Below are 24392 nucleotides of genomic sequence, written 5' to 3' on the forward strand. Positions count from 1 at the left end.
CCCGGGGGAACCCGGGCAGCGTGTCGAGCACAGGAGGGCGGGGCTTAGTTCAGCAGCGTCCAGTCACCGTTGCGTATTTCCAGCATGCGGAAAGCCGAGAGGCTCAGTCCCATGTGGTCCGAGGCCGACATGTTGAAAGCCCCGCTCGTCGCGACGAAATTCGTCGTCGCTTCGAGCGCGTCACGCACCTTCCCCTTGTCGGTCGAGCCCGCACGGCGCATCGCGTCGGTCGCAAGCATCAGGCCGTCGTAGGCATAGCCGCCGAAGGTCGAGGGTTCCGCCTTCCAGCGCTCGGCAAATAGCTTGGCGTAATCGCTGACCACCTTTTTCTGCGGATCGGTCGCGGGCAGCTTCGCAGCGACCGGCAATGCGGGCGACGGCAGGCGCACACCTTCGGCCGCCGCACCGGCGAGCCGGATGTACTCGTCCGAGGCCACCCCGTGCGATTGATACAGCGGCAGCTTGATGCCCAGCTGCGCGAAGTTCTTCGTCACGACCGCGGGCCCCTGGCCGAGACCGAACACGAAGACGGCCTGCACCCCCGGCACACCCTTGATCTTGGTGAGCTGGGCCGTCATGTCCGTGTCCTTGGGACCGTAGGTCTCGTCCGCGACGAGCGTGATGCCGTACTTGGCGGCCACGGCCTGCGCTTCCTTGCGCCCGGACTGCCCGAAGCCGCTGTTCTCGGACAGCAACGCAACCTTCGTCAGGCCCGCCTTCTTCATGTCGTCGAAGACGCGCTCGGCGGCCATGCGGTCGGTGTGCGGCGTCTTGAACACCCACTTCTTCGCCGGCTCGACGATGACGACCGCGCCGGCGAGCGAGATGAACGGGACCTGCGCGCGTTCGACCAGCGGCGCGATCGCCATCGTCGCCCCGCTCGTCGTGCCGCCGATGATGAAATCGACCTTGTCGTTCTCGATCAGCCGCTTCGCGAAGCCGTTCGCCTTGCCCGCCTCGCTGCCGTCGTCGTAATGCACGAGCTCGAGCGGACGGCCCAGCACGCCGCCGCTCTTGTTCAGCGTTTCGACGTACATCTGCAGCGTCTTCAGCTCGGGGTCGCCGAGGTAGGCCGCCGGGCCGGTGACAGAAAGCACCGCGCCGATGCGGATCGGGTCCGCAGCCGTAGCCGTGCCAATCGCGGCGCAGGCGGCCGCGGCGAGGGTGAACTTGATGAAAGTGCGCTTTTCCATTGGGGAGTCTCCTTCGATATCTTTCTTATGCGGTGCGTGCCGCGGCGGAGCCGTGTCAGACCCGTTCGATGATGAGTGCGATGCCCTGCCCCACGCCGATGCACATCGTGCACAGCGCGTAGCGGCCGCCGGTGCGTTCGAGCTGGTTGAGCGCAGCCGTCACCAGTCGGGCGCCCGAAGCGCCGAGCGGATGCCCCATCGCGATCGCACCACCGTTCGGATTTACGTGGGCGGCATCATCCGGAAGGCCGAGGTCGCGCGTCACCGCGAGCGCCTGGGTCGCGAACGCCTCGTTGAGCTCGATGACGTCCATGTCGGCGAGCGTCAGCCCGGCCTTCGCGAGTACCTTCTTCGAAGCCGGCGACGGGCCGAAGCCCATGATTCGCGGCGCGAGCCCGGCAGCAGCCATCGCTACGACACGGGCACGCGGTTTCAGGCGATAGCGTTCGACTGCCGCTTCGGACGCGAGGAGCACGGCGCACGCGCCGTCATTGACGCCGGACGCGTTGCCCGCCGTGACCGTGCCGTCCGGGCGGACAACGCCCTTCAGCTTCGCGAGCGTTTCGAGCGTCGTTTCCGGACGCGGGTGCTCGTCGGTCATGAAGAGCTTCGGATCGCCCTTCTTCTGCAGGATCGGCACCGGCACGATCTCGTTCGCGAAGAGGCCGGCCTCGTTCGCGGCCGCCCAGCGCTGCTGGGAGCGCAGCGCGAGCGCATCCTGGTCGGCGCGGCTGATGTTGAAGTCGGTCGCGACGTTCTCGGCGGTTTCGGGCATCGAGTCGATGCCGTACTTCGCCTTCATCAGCGGGTTCACGAAGCGCCAGCCGATCGTCGTGTCCTCGATCTTCGCGCTGCGCGAGAACGCCGTGTCGGCCTTGCCCATCACGAACGGGGCGCGGCTCATGCTCTCCACGCCGCCCGCGATCAGCAGGTCGGCTTCGCCGGACTTGATCGCCCGCGCGGCCATACCCACCGCATCGAGGCTGGAGCCGCACAGGCGGTTGACCGTCGTGCCAGGCACGTCCTGCGGCAGCCCCGCGAGCAGCGCGGCCATGCGCGCGATGTTGCGGTTGTCTTCGCCGGCCTGGTTCGCGCAGCCGTAAATGACGTCATCCACCACCGCCCAGTCGACGCCGGGGTTGCGCTCGATCAGCGCGCGGATCGGCAGCGCTGCGAGATCGTCAGCACGAACCGCGGAGAGCGCGCCGCCGTAGCGGCCGAAGGGCGTGCGGATGGCGTCGCAAATATATGCGTTATTCATCGTCCCTCCCTCCTCAGGCCGTCACGTTGCGCTTGTCGATCAGGCGCTTGGCCTTGCCGACGGAGCGGAACAGCGAACCGGGCTGCGCCATCGTCGTCTTCGTGCTGATGCCGATATACGACTTGATGTTGTGCTGCAGCAGCTTGCCGATTTCCTGCTGGCGCAGCGGGCCGAGGTCGGCCGCTTCGGTCGAGAGCTCGACGACGACTTCCATCTTGTCCATGTGGCCGTCGCGGGTGAGCTCGATCTGGTAGTGCGGCGAGAGCTCCTTCTGCTTCAGGATCAGCTCCTCGATCTGGCTCGGGAAGACGTTCACGCCGCGGATGATCAGCATGTCGTCCGAGCGGCCGGTGATCTTGCCGATGCGGCGCATCGAGCGCGAAGTCGGCGGCAGGAGCCGCGTGAGGTCCCGGGTGCGGTAGCGGATCACCGGCAGCGCTTCCTTCGACAGCGACGTGAACACCAGCTCACCTTCCTCGCCGTCGGGCAGCACTTCGCCGGTCTCCGGATCGATGACTTCGGGGTAGAAGTGGTCTTCCCAGATCACCGGGCCGTCCTTGCTTTCGATGCACTCGCTGGCGACGCCCGGCCCCATCACTTCGGACAGGCCGTAGATGTCGACCGCATCGATGCCGGCACGCGCCTCGATCTCGTGGCGCATCGCCTCGGTCCAGGGCTCGGCGCCGAAAATGCCGATCTTCAGCGACGACTCGGCCGGGTCCAGGCCCTGGCGCACGAACTGCTCGAGGATGTTGAGCATGTAGGACGGCGTCACCATGATGGCCTTCGGTCTGAAGTCCTGGATCAGCTGGACCTGGCGCTCGGTCTGGCCGCCCGACATCGGCACGACGGTGCAGCCCAGCCGCTCGGCGCCGTAATGCGCGCCCATGCCGCCGGTGAAAAGGCCGTAGCCGTAGGAGATATGCACGACATCGCCCTTGCGCACGCCCGCGGCGTAGATGGAGCGCGCGACGAGGTTCGCCCAGTTGTCGATGTCGTTCTGCGTGTAGCCGACGACCGTCGGCTTGCCGGTCGTGCCGCTGGAAGCATGCACGCGGACGACTTCCTCACGCGGCACGGCGAAGAGGCCGAACGGGTAGTTGACGCGGAAGTCCTTCTTCACCGTGAAGGGGAATTTCGACAAGTCTTCCAGCGTCTTCAGGTCCGACGGATGCACGCCGGCCGCTTCGAAGCTGCGGCGATAGTGCGGGACGTTGTCGTAGGCGTGCTGGACGGTCTTCTTCAGGCGCTCGAGCTGCAGTGCGCGCAGTTCGTCGCGGCTCGCGCTCTCGATCGGGTCGAACCCGATGGAATTTTCCATGCGTGCGTTCATTGTCCTGCTCCTCTCTATGTGGGGTTGGAGCGGCGGCGGATCTTCCTGTCCGGATCCGCTTCGCCGCCCTGTCTGCTGGGTATGTCGTTCTTGGTTTTTCTGGCCGCTTACACGGCGAAGCGGTGCTGGATCACGCGGAAGCGGTTCGCGACGAAGGCACTGTCCGCATAGCTCGCGTTGGCCGACGGATTCGCACCCGTGCCGTGGTAATCCGAATATGCCGCCGACTGGTTCACATAGACGCCGGCGGTCAGGTTCAGCGACAGCGCCACGCCTGCGCGCTGCGTCGCGGCGATGACCTGCTGCGCGAACTCGGGCTTTGCCGTATAGGCGCCCACCGTCAATGCACCGTGTTCGGTCGTGATGCGTTCGGACAGCGCAATGGCTGCGGCAGCGTCGGGCGTGCGCACGACGAAGGCGATCGGGCCGAAGCGCTCTTCCATGTAGGCGGCCTCGTCGGCGGCGTCGCACTTGAGCAGCACCGGCGTGCGCACAGTCGCTTCCGGATACTCGGGGTGCGCGACGGGCTGCGATGCCAGCACGACGTCACCCCAGCGTGAGGCTTCGTCGAGGCGTCCGAGCGTGTCGGAGGACTGGATGCAGCCGAGCACCGCGCTGGCGACGGCGGGGTCCGCAAGCAGCTTGTCGATCGAACGGCCCAGATCGGCTGCGACCTCGTCGTAGCTCTTGTGGCCCTGGTCGGTATCGATGCCAGTGGCGGGAACGAGGATCGCCTGGGTCGTCGTGCACATCTGCCCTGAATACAGGGACAGCGTGAAGGCGAGGTTGCGCAGCATGCCCTTGTAGTCGTCGGTCGATTCGATGACGACGTTGTTCACCCCGGCGAGCTCGGCATACACCTGAGCCTGGCGGCAGTTCTCGACGAGCCAGTTGCCGAAAGTGTTGCTGCCGGTGAAGTCGATCGATTTGACCGCCTTGTGCGTCGCGAGGAAGCGCGTGAGTTCGCGCGAGTCATCGACCGCGAGCAGCACGGCGTTGGGGTCCGCGCCCGCTTCCGCGAGCACTTCGCGCAGCACGCGCACGGTGATCGCCGCAGGGAGGATCGCGTTGCGGTGCGGCTTCACGATAACGGGGTTGCCGGTCGCGAGCGCCGCGAAGAGGCCCGGATAGGTGTTCCAGGTCGGGAAGGTGCCGCAGCCGATTACCAGCGCAGTGCCGCGGCCGACAATCTCGTAGCGCTTCTTCAGCACCAGCGCCGGGTTCTTGCCTTGCGGCTTTTCCCAGTGCGCCTCGGCGGGAATCGCCGACATTTCGCGCCAGGCGTAAGCGACGGCTTCGAGCGCGCGGTCCTGCGCATGCGCAGCGCCCGCCTGGAAGGCCATCATCCAGCCCTGGCCCGTCGTGAACATCACCGCGTGAGCGATCTCGAAGCTGCGCTGGTTCAGACGCACGAGCGCTTCGAGCAGCGCACCGACGCGGCCCTGCGGGCCCAGCGCCTGCAAAGAGCCGCGGGCGGCTTGCGACGCCTCGATCAGCGCTTCGCCGCTGCAACGCGGATAGCGGATATTAATCGGCACACCGTACGGCGAACGCTCGCTTCCCGCGGTTCCGGTGCAGCCGGGCTGGTCGAGCTGGAATTCGGTACCGCAATAGGCGTCGAACGCGGCGCGGCCGTCGGCCATCGCGGTTTCGCCATAGACTTTCGGGCTCGGGTTCTCCGAGAAGGGGCTCCAGTAGCCGCGGTCGATGACCGCCTGGACTGCACGGTCCAGCATCGCCTGATGGCGAGCAAACATGGGATGGGTCATCTCGATTCTCTCTGTAGGGTATTGGGGTCGGGCAGGCGCGGCCTCTCGCGGGCCGCTGTCTGAATTGCTGCAGTCCTGCTCGTCAGGTTTCCTGATCGAAATCTAGGACCAGCTTGTCAGTGACTGGATAGCTCTGACACGACAGGCGGAAGCCGCGCGCGATTTCGTAGTCCTCGAGCGCGAAGTTGGTGTCGTGATCAACCTCGCCGTCGATGACTTTGCAGCGGCAGGTCGAACAGACGCCGCCCTTGCACGAATACGGCATCTCGATGCCCTGGGCGAGGCCCGCGTCGAGCACCGAGTCACGGTTCTTCGGCATCGTGAATTGGCGCACGCGACCGTCCTGGATCACCGTGACCTCGCAGTCCTCGGTCCCCTTGACCGGATGCGAATGCACCGGGCGCAGCCCTTTCGGCAGGCTGGTCGCGAAGAGCTCCATCTTGATCGCCGACTTCGCCACGCCATGCGCCTGCAGCGACGCCGATACCGCTTCCATCATGTCCATCGGGCCGCAGATGAAAGCCACGTCGATGCGCTTCGGATCGATCCAGCGCGTGAGCAGCGCGTCGCAGCGCTCGCGGTCGATGCGGCCGTTGAAGAGGTCGATGTCCTGCTGCTCACGCGACAGCACATGCACGAGGTTCAGGCGCTCGCCGTACTGGTCCTTCAGGTCCGCCAGCTCTTCGCGGAACATCACGCTCGACGACGAGCGGTTGCCGTACACCAGCGTGAAGCGGCTGCCCGGCTCGGCGGCGAGGATCGTCGTGATCAGCGACAGGATCGGCGTGATGCCGCTGCCCGCCGCAAAAGCGACATAGCTGCGATGCTGGTGCGCGTCCGGCGCGATGCCGAAGTGACCCGAGGGCGGCATCACTTCGACGCTCACGCCCGGCTTCAGGAAATCGTTCGCCCAGTTCGAGAACAGGCCGCCATGCACGCGCTTGATCGCAATGCGCAGTGCGCGCTCGTCGGCGCCCGAACAGATCGAGTAGGACCGGCGCACGTCCTCGCCGCCGATCTCCGTGCGCAGCGTCAGGTGCTGGCCGGGAGCGTAGTGGAACGCCTCCGCGAGCGACGGCGGCACGTCGAAGGTGACGACGATCGCGTCGCGGGTCTCGGGGCGCACGCTGGCGACCCGCATATCGTGGAACTTGCTCATCTCTCTTGCTCCTCTTGGCGTGCCTTTCTCAGTGGCACTTGAAGTAGTCGAACGGCTCGAGGCAGTCGAGGCAGCGATGGAGCGCCTTGCACGGGGTCGAACCATGACGGCTGATCGGCTCGGTGTTCGCCGAACCGCAGTGCGGGCACGCAGCGGGCGCGTCGTCGGCCGTATGCCGGCGCAGCCCGCTGATGTCGATCACCTGGCGGCCGTCGGCACGACGGGCAGGCGGCGCGATGCCGTATTCCTGCAGCTTCCGGCGCCCCTCGCTGGTCAGCCAGTCCGTCGTCCAGGCCGGCGCGATACGGCTTTGCAGCCGCACGCGTTCCACGCCCCGCTCGCGCAGCGCCTCCTCGATGGAGCGGCCGATGACTTCCGTCGCCGGACATCCCGAATAGGTCGGCGTGATCACCACCTCGCACACCGCCCCGGCCGGCTCGTCGTGCCAGTTCACCTCCCTCACGATCCCCAGATCGACGATCGAAATGACCGGAATTTCGGGATCGGGCACATCGGCAAGCCAGCCCCAAACTCTCTCGTTGCGTTCGCGCAAGTCGCCCATCGCTGCCTCACTTACCACGCTGTCACCAGGTCGCGCCGGGATAGGCGCGCTGCAGGAACTGCATCTCCGCGAGCAGCAGGCCGAGGTGTTCCCCGTGCCGACCCTGCTTGCCGCCCTTCTGCATCCATTCGCCCGCGGGAAGCTCGAGCGTCGCCTCGGCGAAGACTTCGCTCACCATCGCCAGCCACGCGTCCATCAGCGTCGAGGGATCGCACGCCAGCCCCTGCGCGCCGAGCAGTTCCTCGGTCTCGTCGGCGTTGAACATCTCGCCGGTGAACATCCACAGTTCGTCCACCGCGTCCTGCATGCGGCGGCGACTCTCCGCGCTGCCGTCACCCAGGCGCACGACCAAGTCGCTGCTGCGGCGCAGGTGGTAGGCCACTTCCTTGATCGCCTTCGCGGCGATGTCGGCGATGCGGTCGTCGGACGAGCGCCTCAGCGCCTCCAGCACGAGCTGATGCCACGCGTCGAAGAAGAACTGGCGCACCAGCGTCTGGGCGTAATCGCCGTTCGGCTGCTCGACCAGCAGCAGGTTGGTGAACTCGTGCGAGTCGCGGCGGAAGGCCAACGCGTCCTCGTCGCGGCCGCGTCCTTCGACCTCGCCGGCGTAGGACAGCCACATCCGCGCCTGGCCGATCAGGTCGAGCGCGATGTTGGTCAGCGCCATGTCCTCTTCGAAGGCCGGGCCCTTGCCGCACCATTCGGAAAGGCGCTGCGACAGCACCAGCGCGTTGTCGCCGAGGCGCATCAGATAAACGGATTTGTCATCGAGCAGCATGTCTGTCTCCAAATCCCGTCATCACATGTGCTTCACTTCTTCCGGCACCGGGAAGAAGGTCGGGTGACGATAGATCTTGTTGTTCGCGGGCTCGAACAGCGCTTCCTTGTCGGCCGGGCTGCTCGCGCTCACTTCGGATGCGGGCACGACCCAGATCGACAGACCTTCGTTGCGGCGCGTGTAGACGTCGCGAGCGTTGTTGATCGCCATCTCGGCATCCGGCGCGTGCAGGCTGCCGACGTGCTTGTGCGCGAGGCCATGCTGGCTGCGGATGAACACTTCCCAAAGGGGCCATTCCTTCATTTGTCTTCTCCTCTCGATCTCGTTATCAGGCGGCCTTGGCTGCCGCGACTTGTCTTTCGGATTTCTTTTCGGCGTGCGCGAGCAGCGCGTCGCGGAACCACGCACCGTCGTCCCAGGCCTTCACGCGGGTGCGCAGGCGGTCGCGGTTGCACGGGCCGTTGCCGGCGACGACCTGGCGGAACTCCTCCCAGTCGATTTCGCCGAAGTCGTAGTGTCCGGTGTCCTCGTTCCATTTCAGTTCGGGATCGGGCACTGTGAGGCCCAGGTATTCGGCCTGCGGCACGGTCTGGTCGACGAACTTCTGGCGCAGCTCGTCGTTCGACAGGATCTTGATCTTCCACTGCATCGACTGCGCGCTATGCACGGAGTCGCTGTCTGGCGGCCCGAACATCATCAGCGCCGGCCACCACCAGCGGTTCAGCGCGTCCTGCGCCATCTGCTTCTGTTCGGGCGTGCCGCGCGCCATCGTCATCACGAGGTCGTAGCCCTGGCGCTGGTGGAAGGACTCTTCCTTGCACACGCGCACCATCGCCCGCGAATACGGGCCGTAGGAGCAGCGGCACAGCGGAATCTGGTTCATGATCGCCGCGCCGTCGACCAGCCAGCCGACCGTGCCGATATCGGCCCAGTTCGTGGTCGGGTAGTTGAAGATGCTGGAATATTTCACCTTGCCCGACAGCAGGTCCGCGTAGACCTGGTCGCGCGTCACGCCGAGCGTCTCGGCCGCGCTGTAGAGGTACAGCCCGTGGCCGGCCTCGTCCTGGATCTTGGCCAGCAGGATCGCCTTACGCTTGAGCGACGGCGCGCGAGTGACCCAGTTGCCTTCGGGCAGCTGGCCGACGATCTCGGAGTGCGCATGCTGCGAGATCTGGCGGATCAGCGTGCGACGGTAGCCCTCGGGCATCCAGTCCTTCGCCTCGATCTTGATGCCGGCGTCGATCCGCTCCTGAAACGCGCGCTCTTCGGCCGACATCTCGTCGAGCCCCTGCACCCGCTTCACCCCTGTGTCCACCATCTGGGCGTACATGGCCTTCCTCCTCTGTCCGGGTTCGTGCATTTGTCGTCTGACGTGATACTTATCCTCGCGATTCGATTGTCCGTGCTGACTCATGACAATCGCGCGTTGGAACGAATCTTAGGGGAGTGCCCCGGGGCAGAATGTCGGCGTGTTCTCGACCTCTTGTAGGAATTTTCCGATTGCGGAATGCGGGAAATTGGTAGGCCGCGAAAGCCTTATGCCGCAACCAAGCGAGAGCGAACCGCTGGCGCTTGCGACACACACCGCTCGGCGTGCCACACTGTTTTTTGGATCACATCCGTGGGTATTCCACTTCGCCCTGCGCGGAGAGCGCAGAAAGCGAAGAAGACGGTTCCCGACGGGTCCCGATTCAGTCCAGCAGGCCGTTGCGCATCGCGTATTGCACGAGCTCGGCATTGCTCGAGAGACCAAGCTTCTCGAGGATCCGCACGCGGTAGGTGCTGACCGTCTTGACCGACAGGCACATCTGCACGCCCACATCCGTGAGCGACATGCCACGCACGATCTTCATCATCACCTGCATTTCGCGCACCGTGAGCTTCTCGTGCGGCGCGCCTCCACGCGCGCGGTCCATCTGCATTAGGAGATTCGCCGCGCTGCGCGGAGAGACGTAGCGTCCGCCGCCGACGACGTGGCGGATCGCTGCCAGCAGTTCCTGCGGCTCCACATCCTTCGAAAGGTAGGCATTCGCGCGGGCGCGCAGCGCGAGCACCGCGTACTGCTCCTCCGGGTACATCGACAACATGATGACCGGCAGATCCGGGCGCTCGGCACGGATCGACTCGAGGGTGTCGAGGCCGCTGCGTCCGGCCATGTTGATGTCCATGATCACGACGTCGAACTTGCCCGCGCGTATCTTCGCCAGCGCACTCGCCCCGTCGCTCGCTTCGTCCGCGACGTGCATGTCCGCTTCGTCCGAGAGCATGCGTCTCAAACCGGAGCGGAAGATCGTATGGTCGTCAACGATCAGCAGGTCGATCATTGCTTCGCCGCCCCATATAGCCCGGTACTGCGAGGAGCACGGCCGTTCCGCCGCCGGCGCGGGCATGAACATACAGTGACCCGCCGATGCTGCGCGCACGTTCGGTCATGCTCAACATCCCGATCGACCCTTCCCTCATCGATGGTCGATCGATTCCCTTCCCGTCGTCGCGCACTTGCATCTCGAAGCGACCATCCCGGTTGCGCACGCGCACTTCCACAGTTTCCGCTTGCGCGTGCCGTCCGATATTCGTCAATGCCTCCTGGAACACCCGGAAGCACTGGGTCGCCACTTGCGCGGACAGCTCGGGTTCGGCCCCCTCTACCGTGCATCCGACGACAATTTCGTTGCGCCGGCCGAAGGCCTCAAGCTCGCTGCGAATCGCGGCAACAAGCCCGAGCGTATCGAGCATCCGCGGTCGCAGCTCGTCCGAAATCTGCCGGGCGGTATCGATCGTGTCCTGGATCAGTGGGAGGAGTTCTTCCGTGATCCCGCGAATCTCGGCCAAGGCGGGATCGGAGGCCCGCCGCTGGATCCGGAAGACGTCGAGCTTGATCGAGCTGAGCATCCCGCCCAGCACATCATGCACCTCACGGGCCAATTGGCTGCGCAACTCCTCGCGCGAGCTGTTCAGATATGAGGCGAGTTCCCGCAACCGCCGCCGCGAGCGCTGAAGATCCTGATCCCGGCGAACACGTCCGCTGACGTCGATCACGACCCCCGCCAGCGCGGGCTCGCCCTGGTAGTCCACCCGAGATCCGTGCACCTCGATATGAACAGTGTGACCATCCCGATGCCGACACCGCGTGAAATAGCGAATCGACGGCACGCCCTCGTAAACGCGAAGGCGGTAGTACTCCATCGCTTCCCCGACGAACTCCGGGAGAACGAGGTCCCGAATCGACGTACCGACGAACTCCTCCTGCGTGTAGCCGAACATCTCGGCAAAGGTCGAGTTCGCGTACTGGAAACGCTCGCCGAAGACCAGATACACGCCCGCCAAGGACTGCTCGACGATTCCCTGGAAAGGGATCTCGCGGAAGTCGATTTCCACGCGTTCAGGCTGGCGGTCCGGCACGTCGGCGGGAGGTTCACGTTGGGCCATGGCTTATCGGAACATTCCTCCCGATCGACGTCAATCGTTGCGCGGCCTCACCCGCGAGTTCGGTACAGGCTTGCGGCACGCCGACCGGCACCGCGACGAGGATCCGGGCCGGGCTCAGGCGCGGTCGCGAAGCTGCTCGACTCCGGCGCTCTTCGCGCAGTTGGCGCAGCAGAAGTACTTACCCCCGCCTTCGACGCCATGGCCGACGATCTTGCAACCGCAATGCGCGCACGCCGGCGCGCACGCATGGATCGCGCATTCGAAGCTGTCGAACGTCTTGGTCTGGCCTTCCATCGTGACCTGAAACGCCTTGTCGTACTCGTTGCCGCATACATCACATCGCGCCATGTCTCTCTCCTGACGAAATCTCAACGAATGCGGCGGCGGGAAACCCGCGCCGCGGCGAATGGACCCGCAGGGCCCGGATAACGAGGGTGCGGAAGAGTCCCGCTCCGCACGTCCCCCTGCAATCGCCCTTCCCGGCTTCCCGCGGCCGGCGCGACGAGGCCCTGCAAACAAGAGTGAGGGCGCGTGAAAAGTCGATAGGACACCTCACTTGCTCGCCTACGTGACGGCAGAGACCTCGTTCAGTCGGGCTGGTACCATGCTGCCCCTGCCGGACGGTCTCGAAGCGAACCGACAGCGAGACCGGAAACCGATCGGTTTGATGTTCGGGTTCGCTCCGGCCCGAGCGCCAATCAAGCTACACCGACGCCGATAGCGTCGACGGGCGTTGCCCGGACACGCTACCTTTCACACGTTACGCTGCGCATACACCAACCCTTTCGGCACTATCTCGACTCGATGGAACAACCGCTCAATCATCAGAAGGGTGCTGCGCCTACCCACACTGCAATGATGCAGCAGTATCTCCGCATCAAGGCGCAGCATCCGGACACGTTGCTGTTCTACCGCATGGGAGACTTCTACGAGCTGTTCTTCGATGACGCGGAGAAAGCCGCGCGCCTGCTCGACATCACGCTGACGACGCGCGGGCAGTCGGCCGGCACGCCGATCCGCATGGCCGGGGTGCCTTTCCACGCGGTCGAACAATACCTCGCGCGGCTCGTGAAGCTCGGCGAATCGGTCGTGATTGCCGAGCAGGTCGGCGAGCCGGGAGCGACCAAAGGGCCGATGGAGCGCGCGGTGAGCCGCATCGTGACGCCCGGCACCTTGACCGACGCGGCGCTGCTCGACGATCGCGCCGACTCGCTGCTGCTCGCGGCGACGCTGCATCGCGGAGTGCTCGGGCTCGCGTGGCTCAATCTCGCCAATGGCGACCTGCGAGTGATGGAATGCCCGGCCGAGCAGTTGCAGGCGCAGTTCGAACGGCTGCGCCCGGCTGAAGTGCTGGTGCCGGACGGGCTGGCGCTGCCGCTGGTCGAATCGCTGTCGCCGGTGCTGCGCCGGCTCGCCGACTGGCAGTTCGACGCGGCCAACGGGGAACGCCTGCTGAGCGCTCATTTCGGCACTCGGGACCTGGCCGGCTTCGACGCCGAAGGCCTGCCGGTTGCCCTCGCGGCCGCGGCGGCGCTGTTCGAGTACGCGCGCAGCACGCAGCGCCAGAGCCTCGAGCACGTTACCGGAATGCGCGTCGAGCGCGAAGCCGAATACCTGCGCCTCGATGCGGCGACGCGGCGCAACCTGGAACTGACCGAAAACTTGCGCGGAGAGGCGTCGCCGACGCTGTTTTCGCTGCTCGACTCATGCATCACCAGCATGGGCTCGCGCTGGCTACGACATGCGCTGCATCATCCGCTGCGCGATCGTGGAGTCGCTGCACAGCGCCACGGTGCCGTCGGGGAACTCGCCGGAGCGGACGCCGGCGCCCCCGCGGACACCGGTGACGCCCGAATGCTCGGCGACGTCCGTTCTGCGCTGCGCGGCGTGGCCGACGTCGATCGCATCACCGCGCGAATCGCGTTGCGCAGTGCGAGGCCGCGCGATCTCGCCGCGCTGCGCGACAGCCTTGCGCGCCTGCCGGAACTGCACGCCGCGCTCGGCCGCGCGCAGGCCCCGCTGCTTTGCGACCTGCTCGCCGCGATCGCGGTGCCGCACGACGCGCTCGATCTCCTCGTGCGCGCCGTCGCCGCCGAGCCGGCCGCTGCAGTGCGCGACGGCGGCGTGATCGCTCCCGGCTTCGACGCGGAGCTCGACGAACTGCGTGGCATCCAGTCGAACTGCGGCGAATTCCTGCTGGCGCTCGAAGCGCGCGAACGCGAACGCAGCGGCATCGTGAACCTCAAGGTCGAATTCAACAAGGTGCATGGCTTCTACATCGAAGTGAGCCACGCGAACACCGGCAAAGTGCCGGACGACTACCGCCGCCGCCAGACGCTGAAGAACGCCGAGCGCTACATCACGCCGGAACTGAAGGCGTTCGAGGACAAGGCTCTGTCGGCGCAGGAGCGCGCACTCGCCCGCGAGAAGCTGCTCTATGAAGCACTGCTCGAAACGCTCGCCGCACATATCCCGGCGCTGCAGCGCATTGCCCGCGCGCTTGCATGTCTCGATGGCCTCGGCGCGTTCGCGGAAACTGCGGTGCGCCACGGCTACGTCTGCCCGCAGTTTTCGGAGCAGCCGGGCGTCGACATCACCGGCGGGCGCCATCCGGTCGTCGAGCGACAGGTCGAAGATTTCATTTCCAACGATTGCCGCCTCGCCCCGACCCGCCGCATGCTGCTGATCACCGGGCCGAACATGGGCGGCAAATCGACGTTCATGCGCCAAGTCGCGCTGATCGCGCTGCTTGCTCACGTCGGCGCGTTCGTGCCGGCGCAAAGTGCGCGCCTCGGCCCGCTCGACGCGCTCTTCACGCGCATCGGCGCATCCGACGATCTCGCCTCAGGCCGCTCGACGTTCATGGTCGAGATGACTGAGGCATCGGCAATCCTCCACGGCGCAACCGAACAGAGCCTCGTGCTGATGGACGAGATTGGCCGCGGCACCTCGACTTTCGACGGGCTCGCGCTGGCATTCGCGATCGCCCGCCACCTGCTCAAGAAAAACCGCTGCCTGACGCTGTTCGCGACGCATTACTTCGAGCTAACCCGCCTCAACGGCGACTACCCGGAATGCGCGAACGTGCACCTCGACGCCGTCGAGCACGCGCACCGCATCGTGTTCCTGCATGCGGTCGAGGACGGGCCGGCGAGCCAAAGCTACGGCATCGAAGTCGCGGCGCTCGCCGGCATTCCGGGGTCGGTCGTGCGCGACGCGAAACGGCGCCTGCGTGCACTCGAGAACCGCGAAATCGGCAATGGGCCGCAGGCGGACCTTTTTGCCGCGCTGCCGGATCGTGAACCCGCGACGCCGTCGCACCCGGCGCTTACCGCGCTCGCCGAACTGGACCCCGACGCCCTGAGCCCGCGAGAGGCGCTCGAGCGTCTGTATGCGCTGAAAAGGATGACTGCGTGAGCACTTCGCCGGCCCGCCCCAAGAAGCGCTCAGTCCCGCCTGGCGGGACCGCGCGTAGCGCGAGGGTGCTCCAGTGAGCACGCCGATCGACATCAGCGAAGACCGCGGCGTCCGCTATCTTCATTTCGGCTCGGAATGGATCCAGGGTGCGATGCGCATCCGCCGGCCGCATGCACTCGAACTCGCCTACACGCGCGAGATGATGGCGGGCCTGCTGCTGCGTGATGCCGAGGCGTGGCCGCGCACCGCGCTGGTGATCGGCCTCGGCGCTGCCTCGCTGGTGCGCTTTGTGCATCGCCACTGCCCGCAGACGCGTATCCAGGTCGTCGAAATCGAACGGCAGGTCGTCGCGGCTGCACGCCAGTTCTTCCGCCTGCCGGACGAGGACGCACGCTTTTCGATCCACATCGGCGACGGCGCCCGTTACGTGATCGAAACCGACCGCCGCTTCGACCTGATTCTCGTCGATGGCTTCGACCGCCACGCACGCGCCGGCGCGCTCGACACTGCGCCGTTCTACGCCGCGGCGCGTGCGCGCCTGTCGGACGCGGGACTGATGTCGACGAACCTCTTCGGCCGGTCGCGCGGGTTTCGCGCCAGCGTCGAGCGGATCATCGACGCGTTCGAGAACCGCGCGATCGCGTTTCCCTCGTGCGACAGCGGCAACGTCGTCGCATTCGGCGCGCAAGGTGAAGAGATCGCAGTGCCGGTGACGGAGTTGCGCGAACGTGCCCGGGCATTGAAAGACCGCACCGGCCTCGACCTCGGCCCGACCGTCGCCCGGCTCGAACAGGCTGGCAGTCTGCCGGGCGGCCGGCTGATCCTGTAGCTGCGCCTGCGGTCGCTTCAGGCCCTCGCTCTGCCCGCCCTGTCAGGCGGCTGCCGCTTCATGCGCCGGCGGGATCCACAGGCAGGTGCCTTTCGTCCCTTTCACGATGTCCTGCAGCACCCGCTCGTGTTCGGCCAGTTCCTCGCCGCTTGCGCAGAGCACTTTCAGCGGAGGCCGATCGACGAGCACGCCGCCGGCTTCGGCGCTGCCCGGCACGGGCTCTTCGAGCACCATCATCAGGCTCTCCTGGCCGCGCGTCATCGCCAGGTAGACTTCGGCGAGCAACTCCGCGTCGAGCAATGCGCCGTGCAGCGTCCGCGACGCGTTGTCGATCTGGTGTCGGTCGCACAACGCGTCGAGCGACGCCTTCTTGCCCGGGTTCTGCTCCTTCGCCATCTTCAGCGTATCGATGACGCCCGCGCAAAGGCTGTCGAGCTTTCCGCGCCCGAGCCGCGACAGCTCGTGGTTCAGGAAGCCGACGTCGAAGTTCGCGTTATGGATGATCAGTTCGGCGTCGCGGATGAAATCCTCGAACTCGGCCGCGATGGCGCTGAACGTCGGCTTGTCGGCGAGGAAATCCTCGGTGATGCCGTGCACCGCGATCGCCTCGGCATCGATGCCGCGCTCCGGGTTGATATAGACGTGGTAATGCCGTCCCGTCAGGTTGCGGTTCAGCAGCTCGACGCAGCCGATTTCAATGACGCGGTCGCCGTTGCGCCAGTCGAGGCCGGTGGTTTCCGTGTCGAGGACGATCTGTCTCATGCGTTTTCCCCAATATTGTTCCAGGCGCCGCCGAAGCTTCAGCCTGCGACAGTCGTGCCCTGCGTGCGCACCGCGTCGACGCCGCGACGGGCGAGTTCGTCCGCGCGCTCGTTCTCGACATGGCCGGCATGCCCCCGGACCCACACCCACTGCACCTGATGACGGCTCGCGGCTTCGTCGAGCGCGCGCCACAGATCCTCGTTTTTCACCGGCGTCTTTGCCGCGGTCTTCCAGCCACGCGCCTTCCAGCCATGGATCCACTCGGAGATGCCTTTCTGCACGTACTGGCTGTCGGTATGCACGCGCGCGACGACTGGACGCTTGAGCAGTTCGAGCGCCCGGATCACCGCGAGCAGTTCCATGCGGTTGTTCGTCGTGTGCGGTTCACCACCCCAGATTTCCTTCTCGTGCTCCCCCGAGCGCAGGATTGCGCCCCAGCCGCCTGGTCCCGGATTGCCGCTGCAGGCGCCGTCGGTGAATATTTCGATTTGATCGGTCATTTAGTCTTTTGTACTCCGCCCGTCACCTGGCGCCCCCGCTGGGCCACCGGCGAGAGCCGTTTGGCTGTGGCGCGACGATCGCGCCAGTTGGGGGTGATCAGGCGCATTCCCTGCACCCGCTTGATTCCCTGAAGGATGTAGGCGCCGCCGAATATCGGCCACCAGCGATCCCCGGCCTTGTCGATGAATCGCCAGCGTTCGAGCCATTTTCCGCTCGTGACCGCGGGCGCGTAGCAGCCGAAACTGCCCGACTGGGTTTCGAATCCCAGCAGCGCGAGCCAATCCTTCGTGCGGCGCACCGACAGATACTGTCCGCGCCACGGGAATGCCCCGTTGCCGCGTGCCAGCAGGCGGCGCACGCCCCACAGGCTGAGCGGGTTGAAACCGCTGATGATGACGTTGCCTTCGGGCACCAGCACGCGTTCGACCTCCCGCAGCACCTGATGAGGGTTCGGCGAAAACTCGAGCACGTGCGGCAGCAGCACCAGATCGAGAGTGGCGGTGGCGAACGGCAGCGCTTCAGCGTTGGACATCACTTCGGCCTCGCCCAGCCGCGCGCAACGGAAGCGAAACGGCATGCGGTTGCCGCGCAGGAACTCGTGCTCGGGCAGCCCGATCTGAACTGCGTTGTAGCCGAAAATATCGGCCACCATGACGTCGAACTTGGCCGACTCCCACTGCAGCAGGTATTGTCCCTGCGGGGTTTCAAGCCAGTCCGACAGACTGAGGATGGACATGAACGATCAGCACTCAAAAATCGGCAGCATCGAAATTATCCCTCTCCCGGCGTTCCGGGATAACTACCTGTGGCTGCTGCGTCGCGGCCAGCTTGCAGCAGTCGTCGACCCGGGTGACGCGGCAGTCGTCGAAGACGGTCTCGCGGCGCAGGGACTCGACCTTTGCGCGATCCTGCTGACCCATCACCACGCGGATCACGTCGGTGGCGTCGCCGAGCTGATCGCAAGCCGCGACATCCCGGTATTCGGCCCGGCTACGGCAGACATCGAAGGCGTGAACAATCCGGTTGCCGAAGGCGACGAAGTCAATCTCGATCGGCTCGGCATCCGCTTTCGCGTGCTCGAAGTGCCCGGCCATACCGCGAGCCACATCGCCTATCTCGCGCCGGGCCTCCTGTTTCCCGGTGACACGCTCTTCAGCGCCGGCTGCGGACGGCTGCTCGGCGGAACCGCTGCGCAACTTCATGCTTCGCTGCGCCGCCTTGCAGAGCTGCCCGGCGACACCGCCGTGTATTGCACCCATGAGTATACGCTCGCCAACCTCGCGTTTGCGCGTGTCGCCGACCCCGGGAATCCCGAGCGGGACGAATGGCTCGTCGAATGCGAGGCGCGGCGCGATGCCGGGCAGCCGACGCTGCCGACCACCATCGAACGCGAGCGGCGCGTGAACCCCTTCCTGCGCACGGGCGAACCGGCAGTGATGGGCGTGATCGCCGACCGCACCGGCTGGCGCCCGCGCGACTCGCTCGAATGCTTCACCGCGCTGAGGGCCTGGAAGGACGTTTTCTGACGCGAAAAACCGAGGTCCGCGCGGCGGCGTCGACACCGGTTTGACGCCCCCCCGCCCCTGCCCTAGAGTCCACCCTCTTTTTTCCTCTCCCGGGGCGCCGGCTCAATGGCGATTCGTTTCGCAAGCCTCCTGTTTCTCGTGTTCCTGGGCATCGCTTCGGGGGCTGTCGTGGCGTCTGCCGATTCGACGGCGCCGGGTCTCTCGCCGGAGCCGGACGCGACCAGCTTCGTCGTCAGTGATGAGGCCGCTCCGGATGGCCTTAAGATGCCTCGCGGGCCGGTCCTCGAACTGACGGACCCTCCGCTGCGCGTGCTCACGCTCGACCTCACGCGTGACGCCAACGATATCTGGGACCGCATTCGCCGCGGTTTCGGCATGCCGGACCTCGACAGCGAGGTGGTTGCCGAACAACAGCTTTTCTACATCAACCGCCCGGGTTTCCTGAAAAAGGTTTTCGAGCGTGGCGGGCGCTATCTCTACCACATCGTCGACGAGCTCGAACGCCGCGGCATGCCGACCGAGCTCGCGCTGCTGCCGATGGTCGAAAGCAGCTACAACCCGATGGCCTACTCGCGCTCGCACGCGTCCGGGCTGTGGCAGTTCATCCCCTCGACAGGGCGGAACTACAACCTCACACAGGACACATGGGTCGACGAGCGGCGCGACGTGATCGCCTCCACCGCCGCGGCGCTCGACTACCTGCAGACGATCTACGACATGCACGGCGACTGGCATCTGGCACTCGCCTCGTACAACTGGGGCGAAGGTGCGGTCGGCCGCGCGATTCAGCGCAACCTCGACGAGGGGCTTCCGGCCGAATACAGCCACCTGCGCATGCCCGGGGAAACACGCAACTATGTACCCAAGCTGCAGGCGCTGAAGAACATCGTCGCACAGCCCGAGCTGTACCGATTTGAACTTCCCTACGTGCCGAACAGCCCCCACTTCGTCACCGTCGACGCTCCCGCGACGATCGAACTCGCGACCGCGGCCCGCCTTGCCGGAATGCCGCTCGACGAGTTCCTCGCCCTGAACCCCAGCCACAACCGTCCGGCCGTCACCGAAGGCAGCGCGCTTGTCGTGCCCGTCGATCGCGCCGAACAGTTCCAGCTGCGGCTCGCCGAACATCAGCGCAACGGGACGCAGTGGCGCACCTATGAATTGCAGCGCGGCGAGACGCTCGCCTCCGTGGCGCGGGCTTTCGGCCTGTCGCTGAACCAGCTCTACCAGATCAACCGGCTCGATGCGCGCAGCCGTGTAAGCGCCGGCTACTCGCTGCTCGTCCCTGACGGCGTCGATCCAGGCAATCAGCCCGGCGATGTGCTCGAAGAGGCCGGCTCCCCCGCGCACTCGATCGTCCCGCGGTTGACTGGCGGCAAGACCGTCAGGATGGATGCGAAGGGCACGGACAAGTCGACCGCGACGAAAGGCACGAAACCCGCGGCGAAGAACGGCGCCAAGCGCGCGGCTGGCAAAAACGCGGGGACTGCGACGAGGAAAACTCCAACCGCGCCAGCAGCGAAAAAAATGAGCGGCGGACCGGAGAAATCGACGTCGGGCAAGAAGCAGCCGCAAAAAAACCAGCGCTGAGGACAGAGCGTGGGCCGATCGTTCGCTCGCAATGCATTGCGGCGGCAAAGGTAAGTGGCGGAACAGCCGGAAGCCCGAAACTTCGACTGCTGTCGCGCTCAGCGTGGCCAGTGGCAGCGGACGACCTGGCCTGCGCCACGAGCCGTTTCGCCCGGATACTGCGCGCGGCAAATGTCCGTCGCATGAGGGCAGCGGGGATGGAAGTGACAGCCGGCGGGCGGATCGAGCGGCGACGGCAGGTCGTCGCCCGGAGGCGCTGACCGGACGTCTGAGGCTTCGTCGTCGATGCGCAGCACCGCCGCAAGCAACGCGCGGGTATAGGGATGCGCGGGCGCGGCGAGCACGCGTTCGACCGGGCCGCGCTCGACGATGCGGCCGAGATACATCACCGCGACGTCGTGCGCGAGCCAGCTCACGACGCCGAGGTTATGCGTGATGAACAGGTACGCGAGGCCGAACTCGCCCTGCAGCTCGTGCATCAGGTTGAGGATCTGGGCCTGCACCGACACATCCAGCGCGCTCGTCGGCTCGTCGCAGACGAGCAGCCGCGGTGATACCGCGAGCGCACGGGCGATGGCGATGCGCTGGCGCTGGCCGCCGGAAAACTCGTGCGGGTAGCGCAACTTCATCGCCGGGGTGAGTCCGACCCGCTGCAGCAGGTCGTCGATGCGCCGCGTACGCGCCTGTCGGTCAGGCTCGACGTCGAGCGCGAGCATGCCTTCTTCGATGATCTGGCCGACGCGCATGCGCGGGTTCAGCGACGCGAACGGATCCTGGAACACCATCTGGAACGAGCGGCGCAATGGCCGCAGCGCCGCGCGCGACAGTCCGGTGATCGGCACGCCGTCGAGAAAAACCTCGCCGGCGCTCGGCGCGACGAGCTGCAGGATCGCCTTGCCGGCCGTCGTCTTGCCGCAGCCGGACTCGCCGACCAGCGCCAGCGTCCGGCCCGGGGCCAGCGTCAGGCTAACCCCGTCGACCGCCTTGACGCTTCCGACCTCGCGTCGCAAAAGGCCTTTTCGCACCGGAAAATGCACTTTCAGGTCGCGCACGTCGAGCAGCGGCGCGGGCGTCTGGCGACGCGCAGTGTGGGTGAATGCGGCTGCTGCTGGTGTCGCTGTCGCTGCCGCTATCGCGGCCGCGCTCCGGCCAGCCGAATAAAGATGACAGCGCACCGCCTGCCCGTCCCGCTGCTCCCAGACGGGCGCTTCGCGGCGGCACACGTCGAAGGCTTCGGGACAGCGGTCGGCAAAACGGCAGCCGACGAAGTCGCGGTCGAGCGCCGGGACGTTGCCGCCAAGCGCCGCGAGCGGACGCTGGCGCTGCACGTCGGTCGGCAGCGCCGCGAACAGCTTGCGCGAATACGGGTGCAGCGGGCGGCGGAAAAAATCGGTGCGATTTCCCGTTTCGACCAGTTCACCCGCATACATCACGCCGACTCGCTGCGCCATCCGTGCCACCACGCCGAGATCGTGCGTGATCAACAGCATTCCCATGCCGCGCTCGGCCTGCAGGCGGGCGAGGAGATCGAGCACTTGCGCCTGGATCGTGACGTCGAGCGCAGTCGTCGGCTCGTCGGCGACGAGGAGCTCCGGCTCGCCGGCGAGCGCGATCGCGATCATGACCCGCTGCTTCATGCCGCCGGAAAACTGGAAAGGGTAGTCGTCGAGGCGCCGCCCGGCGTCCGGAATCCCGACCGATTCGAGCAGTCGACGCGCTTCGGCACGGGCTGCAGCACCTTCGAGGCCGCGATGGCGCACGAGCACTTCGCCGATCTGGCTCATCACCGTCATCACGGGGTTGAGGCTCGTCGAAGGCTCCTGGAAGATCATCGCGATCTGCCCGCCGCGCACTTGGCGCATGCGTGCCTCGGTCAGGCGCAGCAGGTCCCGCCCGGCGAAGCGCACCTCGCCGCTCGCGATGCGGCCGCCGTCGGGCAGCAGGCGCAGCAGCGCCAGCGCCGTCATCGATTTACCGCAGCCCGATTCGCCCAGCAGCGCGAAGGTCTCGCCGCCCGCGATCGAGAACCCCACGCCGTCGACCGGACGCACCGGACTTTCATCCGGCCCGATCAGCACACGCAGCTCGCTCACCTCCAGCAACGGCCCGTGCAGCTCGCGCGGGGGTTCGGCAGCAGGGCTTCCGGTTTTCTCGATCGTTGCGGTCATCGTCACAGGATAACGGAGCAGACAGGAAAAGGGCCGCTTGCGCGGCCCCCTTCGTGCGGGATCAGCGAATCATCAGTGGTGGTGTCCGCCGGCCCCGTGAACGTGACCGTGCGAGAGTTCTTCGGCAGTTGCCGGACGCACCTCTGCGACGGTGACATCGAACACGAGGGCCGTGCCGGCGAGCGGGTGATTGCCGTCGACGACGACCTTGCCTTCGGCAATGTCGGTGATGCGGTAAATCATCTCCTCTTCGCCGTCGTCACTGACGCGTTCGAACGACATGCCGACTTCGATGTTGTCGGGGAACTGGCCGACTTCCTCGACCAGCACCAGCTCTTCGTCGTAGTCGCCAAAAGCGTCTTCGGGCTGCAGCTTGATCTTGACCTGGTCGCCGACCTTCTTGCCGTGCAGCGCTTCTTCCAGCGCCGGGAAGATGCCGTCGTAGCCGCCGTGGAGGTAGACCAGCGGTTGCTGACCGTCGTCGATCATGTTGCCGTCCGGATCGACGACGGTGTAGTTAAGCGTTACCACGCTGTTCTTGACGATTTCCATGTGCATTCTCTGTTAGTTTCCTGACCAGTTCGAAAACCCCCGCCACGTGGCCGCGGGCGGAAACGTCCTGGAGCTTGTGGCGGATGACGCCTTCCTTGTCGATGACGAAAGTCGTCCGCACCACCCCCATCTTCTTCACACCGTCGACTTCCCTCGGCTGCCACACGTGGTAGAGCCGGCAGACCTCCCTCTCGACGTCAGAGAGCAGACGTACCGACAACCCGTGCTGGTCGCGAAACTCGGCGTGGGTCAGGCAATCGTCGGGACTCACACCGACCACGATGCAGTCATGACGGGCAAAGTCGTCTTCGTGATCGCTGAAGTCGGCCGCCTGGCGCGTGCATCCCGGGGTGTTGTCGCGCGGATAAAAGTAGAGGACCACATGATGCCTGCCGCGTTCCGCGGCGAGGTCGAAAACCTCCATCTCCGCATCCGGCAATGAAAACGCTGGCGCCATCTCACCGATCTGCAGCATGTGATCCCCCTGACGTGCGAAAGATTCTAACGGAGAGCCGGAGCGAACTCTACCGGTAACCGGAGCGGGCCGCAGCGCCCTGAAAAGTCTTCAACGGGCGCGGCGACGCCAGGTCGCGGGCGGCAGGCCGACCAGACGCTTGAAGGCGCGCGAGAACGCAGCTTCCGATTCGTAGCCGACATCGAGCGCGATCGAGGCGACGTTGCGGCCGGTTTCGCGCAGCAGGCGCGAACCGACCTGGATGCGCCAGTTCGCCAGATAGTGCATCAGCGGTTCGCCGAGGAACTGCACGAACCGCTCATGCAGCGCGGAGCGGGACAGCCCGACCTGCTGGCCGAGTTCATCGATCGTCCACGGACGCTGGGGGTATTCATGCAGGAGAGCAAGGGCGTGGCCGACGTAGCAGTCGCGCAAACCGGCCAGCCAGCCGGTCGCGTCTTCCGGCAGGCCGTCGAGATAGCGCCGCGCGGTGTCGACGAACATCATCTCGGCCAGGCGTTCGAGCACCGCGTCAGCGCCGGGACGGCGCTGCGTCGACTCCTGCGCCGCCTGGTCGATGACGCCTGCGATGGCCCCTCCGGCGCGCGCCGCCGGCAGGTGCAGCAGGCGTGGCAAGGCAGCTAACAGCGGATTGAACGGCCGCAGGTCGCAGCCGAGGAATCCGCACACCAGGATCGTGTCGGCGTCGGCGACCGGTGCCGCCGAGCCGGGTTCCCTGACGCCCCGATGATAGGCGACGGGCATCGGCCGGGGTTCGTGCCGCATGGCGAAAACCCAGTCGGCGTCCAGCCGTACAGGTTCCACGTCCGGAGCGCTGGACATGACGTGGGCGTCGCCGTGGGGAAACATGACAATGTCGCCGACCCCGAGCCACACCGGCGTCAACCCGCTGACAGCGGCCCAGCCGGCGCCCTTCGCGACCATGTGGAACTCCATGACCTGCTCCGCGCCGGGCAGCACTGCCGCCGCAATTTCACGCGCGGGAGGCGCTTCGGCGGCCCAGTCCTCCCAGCAGCTGACGTAGTAGAAGACCGCGCCCCGCAGGCGAACGGCACGCAACAGATCGGACAGCGGATCTCGGCTCATGG

The 24392-nt window shown here is 66.1% G+C and carries 23 protein-coding genes; 4 read left to right on the plus strand and 19 right to left on the minus strand.

The genetic code is table 11. The features are described 5' to 3' along the window. Positions 1-44: 44 nt before the first annotated feature. From GO608_RS18330 to GO608_RS18385, 12 genes are all read right to left on the minus strand, one after another. The gene (locus GO608_RS18330) at positions 45-1193 is read right to left on the minus strand and encodes an ABC transporter substrate-binding protein (RefSeq protein ID WP_169198509.1); all 1149 of its coding nucleotides are present in this window, start codon (positions 1191-1193) and stop codon (positions 45-47) included. Positions 1194-1248: 55 nt separating this feature from the next. After that, positions 1249-2454, minus strand: a complete 1206-nt coding sequence (gene pcaF / locus GO608_RS18335) for a 3-oxoadipyl-CoA thiolase (RefSeq protein WP_169198508.1) — start codon at positions 2452-2454, stop codon at positions 1249-1251. Positions 2455-2467: 13 nt separating this feature from the next. After that, positions 2468-3787 carry a phenylacetate--CoA ligase PaaK gene (gene paaK / locus GO608_RS18340; protein ID WP_169198507.1) on the minus strand — a complete coding sequence of 440 codons (1320 nt, stop codon included), beginning with the start codon at positions 3785-3787 and terminating at the stop codon, positions 2468-2470. Positions 3788-3894: 107 nt separating this feature from the next. Further along, positions 3895-5556 (minus strand): phenylacetic acid degradation protein PaaN, encoded by a 1662-nt coding sequence (gene paaN, locus GO608_RS18345; protein WP_169198506.1) that lies wholly within the window; start codon positions 5554-5556, stop codon positions 3895-3897. Positions 5557-5638: 82 nt separating this feature from the next. Continuing rightward, positions 5639-6715 (minus strand): 1,2-phenylacetyl-CoA epoxidase subunit PaaE, encoded by a 1077-nt coding sequence (paaE, locus tag GO608_RS18350; RefSeq protein ID WP_169198505.1) that lies wholly within the window; start codon positions 6713-6715, stop codon positions 5639-5641. A 28-nt stretch (positions 6716-6743) separates the two neighbouring features. Then, positions 6744-7277 (minus strand): 1,2-phenylacetyl-CoA epoxidase subunit PaaD, encoded by a 534-nt coding sequence (gene paaD / locus GO608_RS18355; RefSeq protein ID WP_169198504.1) that lies wholly within the window; start codon positions 7275-7277, stop codon positions 6744-6746. Between the two features lie 22 nt (positions 7278-7299). Continuing rightward, positions 7300-8055: a 1,2-phenylacetyl-CoA epoxidase subunit PaaC gene (paaC, locus tag GO608_RS18360; RefSeq protein ID WP_169198503.1), complete on the minus strand. Its 756-nt coding sequence runs from the start codon at positions 8053-8055 to the stop codon at positions 7300-7302. A 21-nt stretch (positions 8056-8076) separates the two neighbouring features. Then, positions 8077-8358, minus strand: coding sequence for a 1,2-phenylacetyl-CoA epoxidase subunit PaaB (gene paaB / locus GO608_RS18365; protein ID WP_011239038.1), 282 nt, complete (start codon positions 8356-8358; stop codon positions 8077-8079). 25 nt (positions 8359-8383) lie between these two features. Next, positions 8384-9385, minus strand: coding sequence for a 1,2-phenylacetyl-CoA epoxidase subunit PaaA (gene paaA, locus GO608_RS18370; RefSeq protein ID WP_169198502.1), 1002 nt, complete (start codon positions 9383-9385; stop codon positions 8384-8386). A 361-nt stretch (positions 9386-9746) separates the two neighbouring features. Next, positions 9747-10379, minus strand: coding sequence for a response regulator (locus GO608_RS18375; RefSeq protein ID WP_169198501.1), 633 nt, complete (start codon positions 10377-10379; stop codon positions 9747-9749). Continuing rightward, positions 10357-11433: a PAS domain-containing sensor histidine kinase gene (locus GO608_RS18380; RefSeq protein WP_247003305.1), complete on the minus strand. Its 1077-nt coding sequence runs from the start codon at positions 11431-11433 to the stop codon at positions 10357-10359. Before GO608_RS18380 ends, GO608_RS18375 begins: the two co-directional genes overlap by 23 nt. A gap of 165 nt (positions 11434-11598) precedes the next feature. Continuing rightward, a complete protein-coding gene (locus GO608_RS18385) occupies positions 11599-11832 on the minus strand; it encodes a hypothetical protein (RefSeq protein WP_169198499.1) in 234 nt (77 codons plus the stop codon). 456 nt (positions 11833-12288) lie between these two features. On the opposite strand from GO608_RS18385, the gene mutS reads away from it, so the two are divergent. Further along, positions 12289-14901, plus strand: a complete 2613-nt coding sequence (gene mutS, locus GO608_RS18390; protein WP_169198498.1) for a DNA mismatch repair protein MutS — start codon at positions 12289-12291, stop codon at positions 14899-14901. Between the two features lie 73 nt (positions 14902-14974). After that, complete coding sequence (locus tag GO608_RS18395) at positions 14975-15730, plus strand: fused MFS/spermidine synthase (protein WP_169198497.1); 756 nt, start codon at positions 14975-14977, stop codon at positions 15728-15730. Positions 15731-15772: 42 nt separating this feature from the next. Here GO608_RS18395 and dnaQ read toward each other — a convergent pair whose 3' ends face one another. From dnaQ to GO608_RS18410, 3 genes are read right to left on the minus strand one after another with little or no spacing between them, the layout of a single operon-like run. Continuing rightward, complete coding sequence (gene dnaQ, locus GO608_RS18400; RefSeq protein ID WP_169198496.1) at positions 15773-16492, minus strand: DNA polymerase III subunit epsilon; 720 nt, start codon at positions 16490-16492, stop codon at positions 15773-15775. A gap of 38 nt (positions 16493-16530) precedes the next feature. Next, complete coding sequence (gene rnhA / locus GO608_RS18405) at positions 16531-16992, minus strand: ribonuclease HI (protein ID WP_169198495.1); 462 nt, start codon at positions 16990-16992, stop codon at positions 16531-16533. After that, complete coding sequence (locus GO608_RS18410) at positions 16989-17729, minus strand: class I SAM-dependent methyltransferase (RefSeq protein WP_169198494.1); 741 nt, start codon at positions 17727-17729, stop codon at positions 16989-16991. Before GO608_RS18410 ends, rnhA begins: the two co-directional genes overlap by 4 nt. Here GO608_RS18410 and gloB point away from each other — a divergent pair. Continuing rightward, complete coding sequence (gene gloB / locus GO608_RS18415) at positions 17728-18519, plus strand: hydroxyacylglutathione hydrolase (protein WP_211159373.1); 792 nt, start codon at positions 17728-17730, stop codon at positions 18517-18519. The two genes, GO608_RS18410 and gloB, sit on opposite strands and share 2 nt — an antisense overlap. 105 nt (positions 18520-18624) lie before the next feature. Next, entirely contained in the window at positions 18625-20109 is a 1485-nt protein-coding gene (locus GO608_RS18420; RefSeq protein ID WP_169198493.1) for a transglycosylase SLT domain-containing protein, read from the plus strand. Positions 20110-20207: 98 nt separating this feature from the next. On the opposite strand, the gene GO608_RS18425 is transcribed toward GO608_RS18420, so the two are convergent. The 4 genes from GO608_RS18425 to GO608_RS18440 form a co-directional block, all read right to left on the minus strand. Continuing rightward, entirely contained in the window at positions 20208-22277 is a 2070-nt protein-coding gene (locus GO608_RS18425) for an ABC transporter ATP-binding protein (protein WP_169198492.1), read from the minus strand. A 72-nt stretch (positions 22278-22349) separates the two neighbouring features. Further along, entirely contained in the window at positions 22350-22835 is a 486-nt protein-coding gene (locus tag GO608_RS18430; protein ID WP_169198491.1) for an FKBP-type peptidyl-prolyl cis-trans isomerase, read from the minus strand. Beyond that, positions 22795-23304: a peroxiredoxin gene (locus tag GO608_RS18435; RefSeq protein ID WP_169198490.1), complete on the minus strand. Its 510-nt coding sequence runs from the start codon at positions 23302-23304 to the stop codon at positions 22795-22797. The genes GO608_RS18430 and GO608_RS18435 overlap by 41 nt, the downstream gene beginning before the upstream one ends. Positions 23305-23394: 90 nt before the next feature. Then, positions 23395-24390: an AraC family transcriptional regulator gene (locus tag GO608_RS18440; protein ID WP_169198489.1), complete on the minus strand. Its 996-nt coding sequence runs from the start codon at positions 24388-24390 to the stop codon at positions 23395-23397. Positions 24391-24392: the final 2 nt, after the last annotated feature.

This window comes from Aromatoleum buckelii (assembly GCF_012910785.2).
Classification (GTDB): Bacteria; Pseudomonadota; Gammaproteobacteria; order Burkholderiales; family Rhodocyclaceae; genus Aromatoleum; species Aromatoleum buckelii.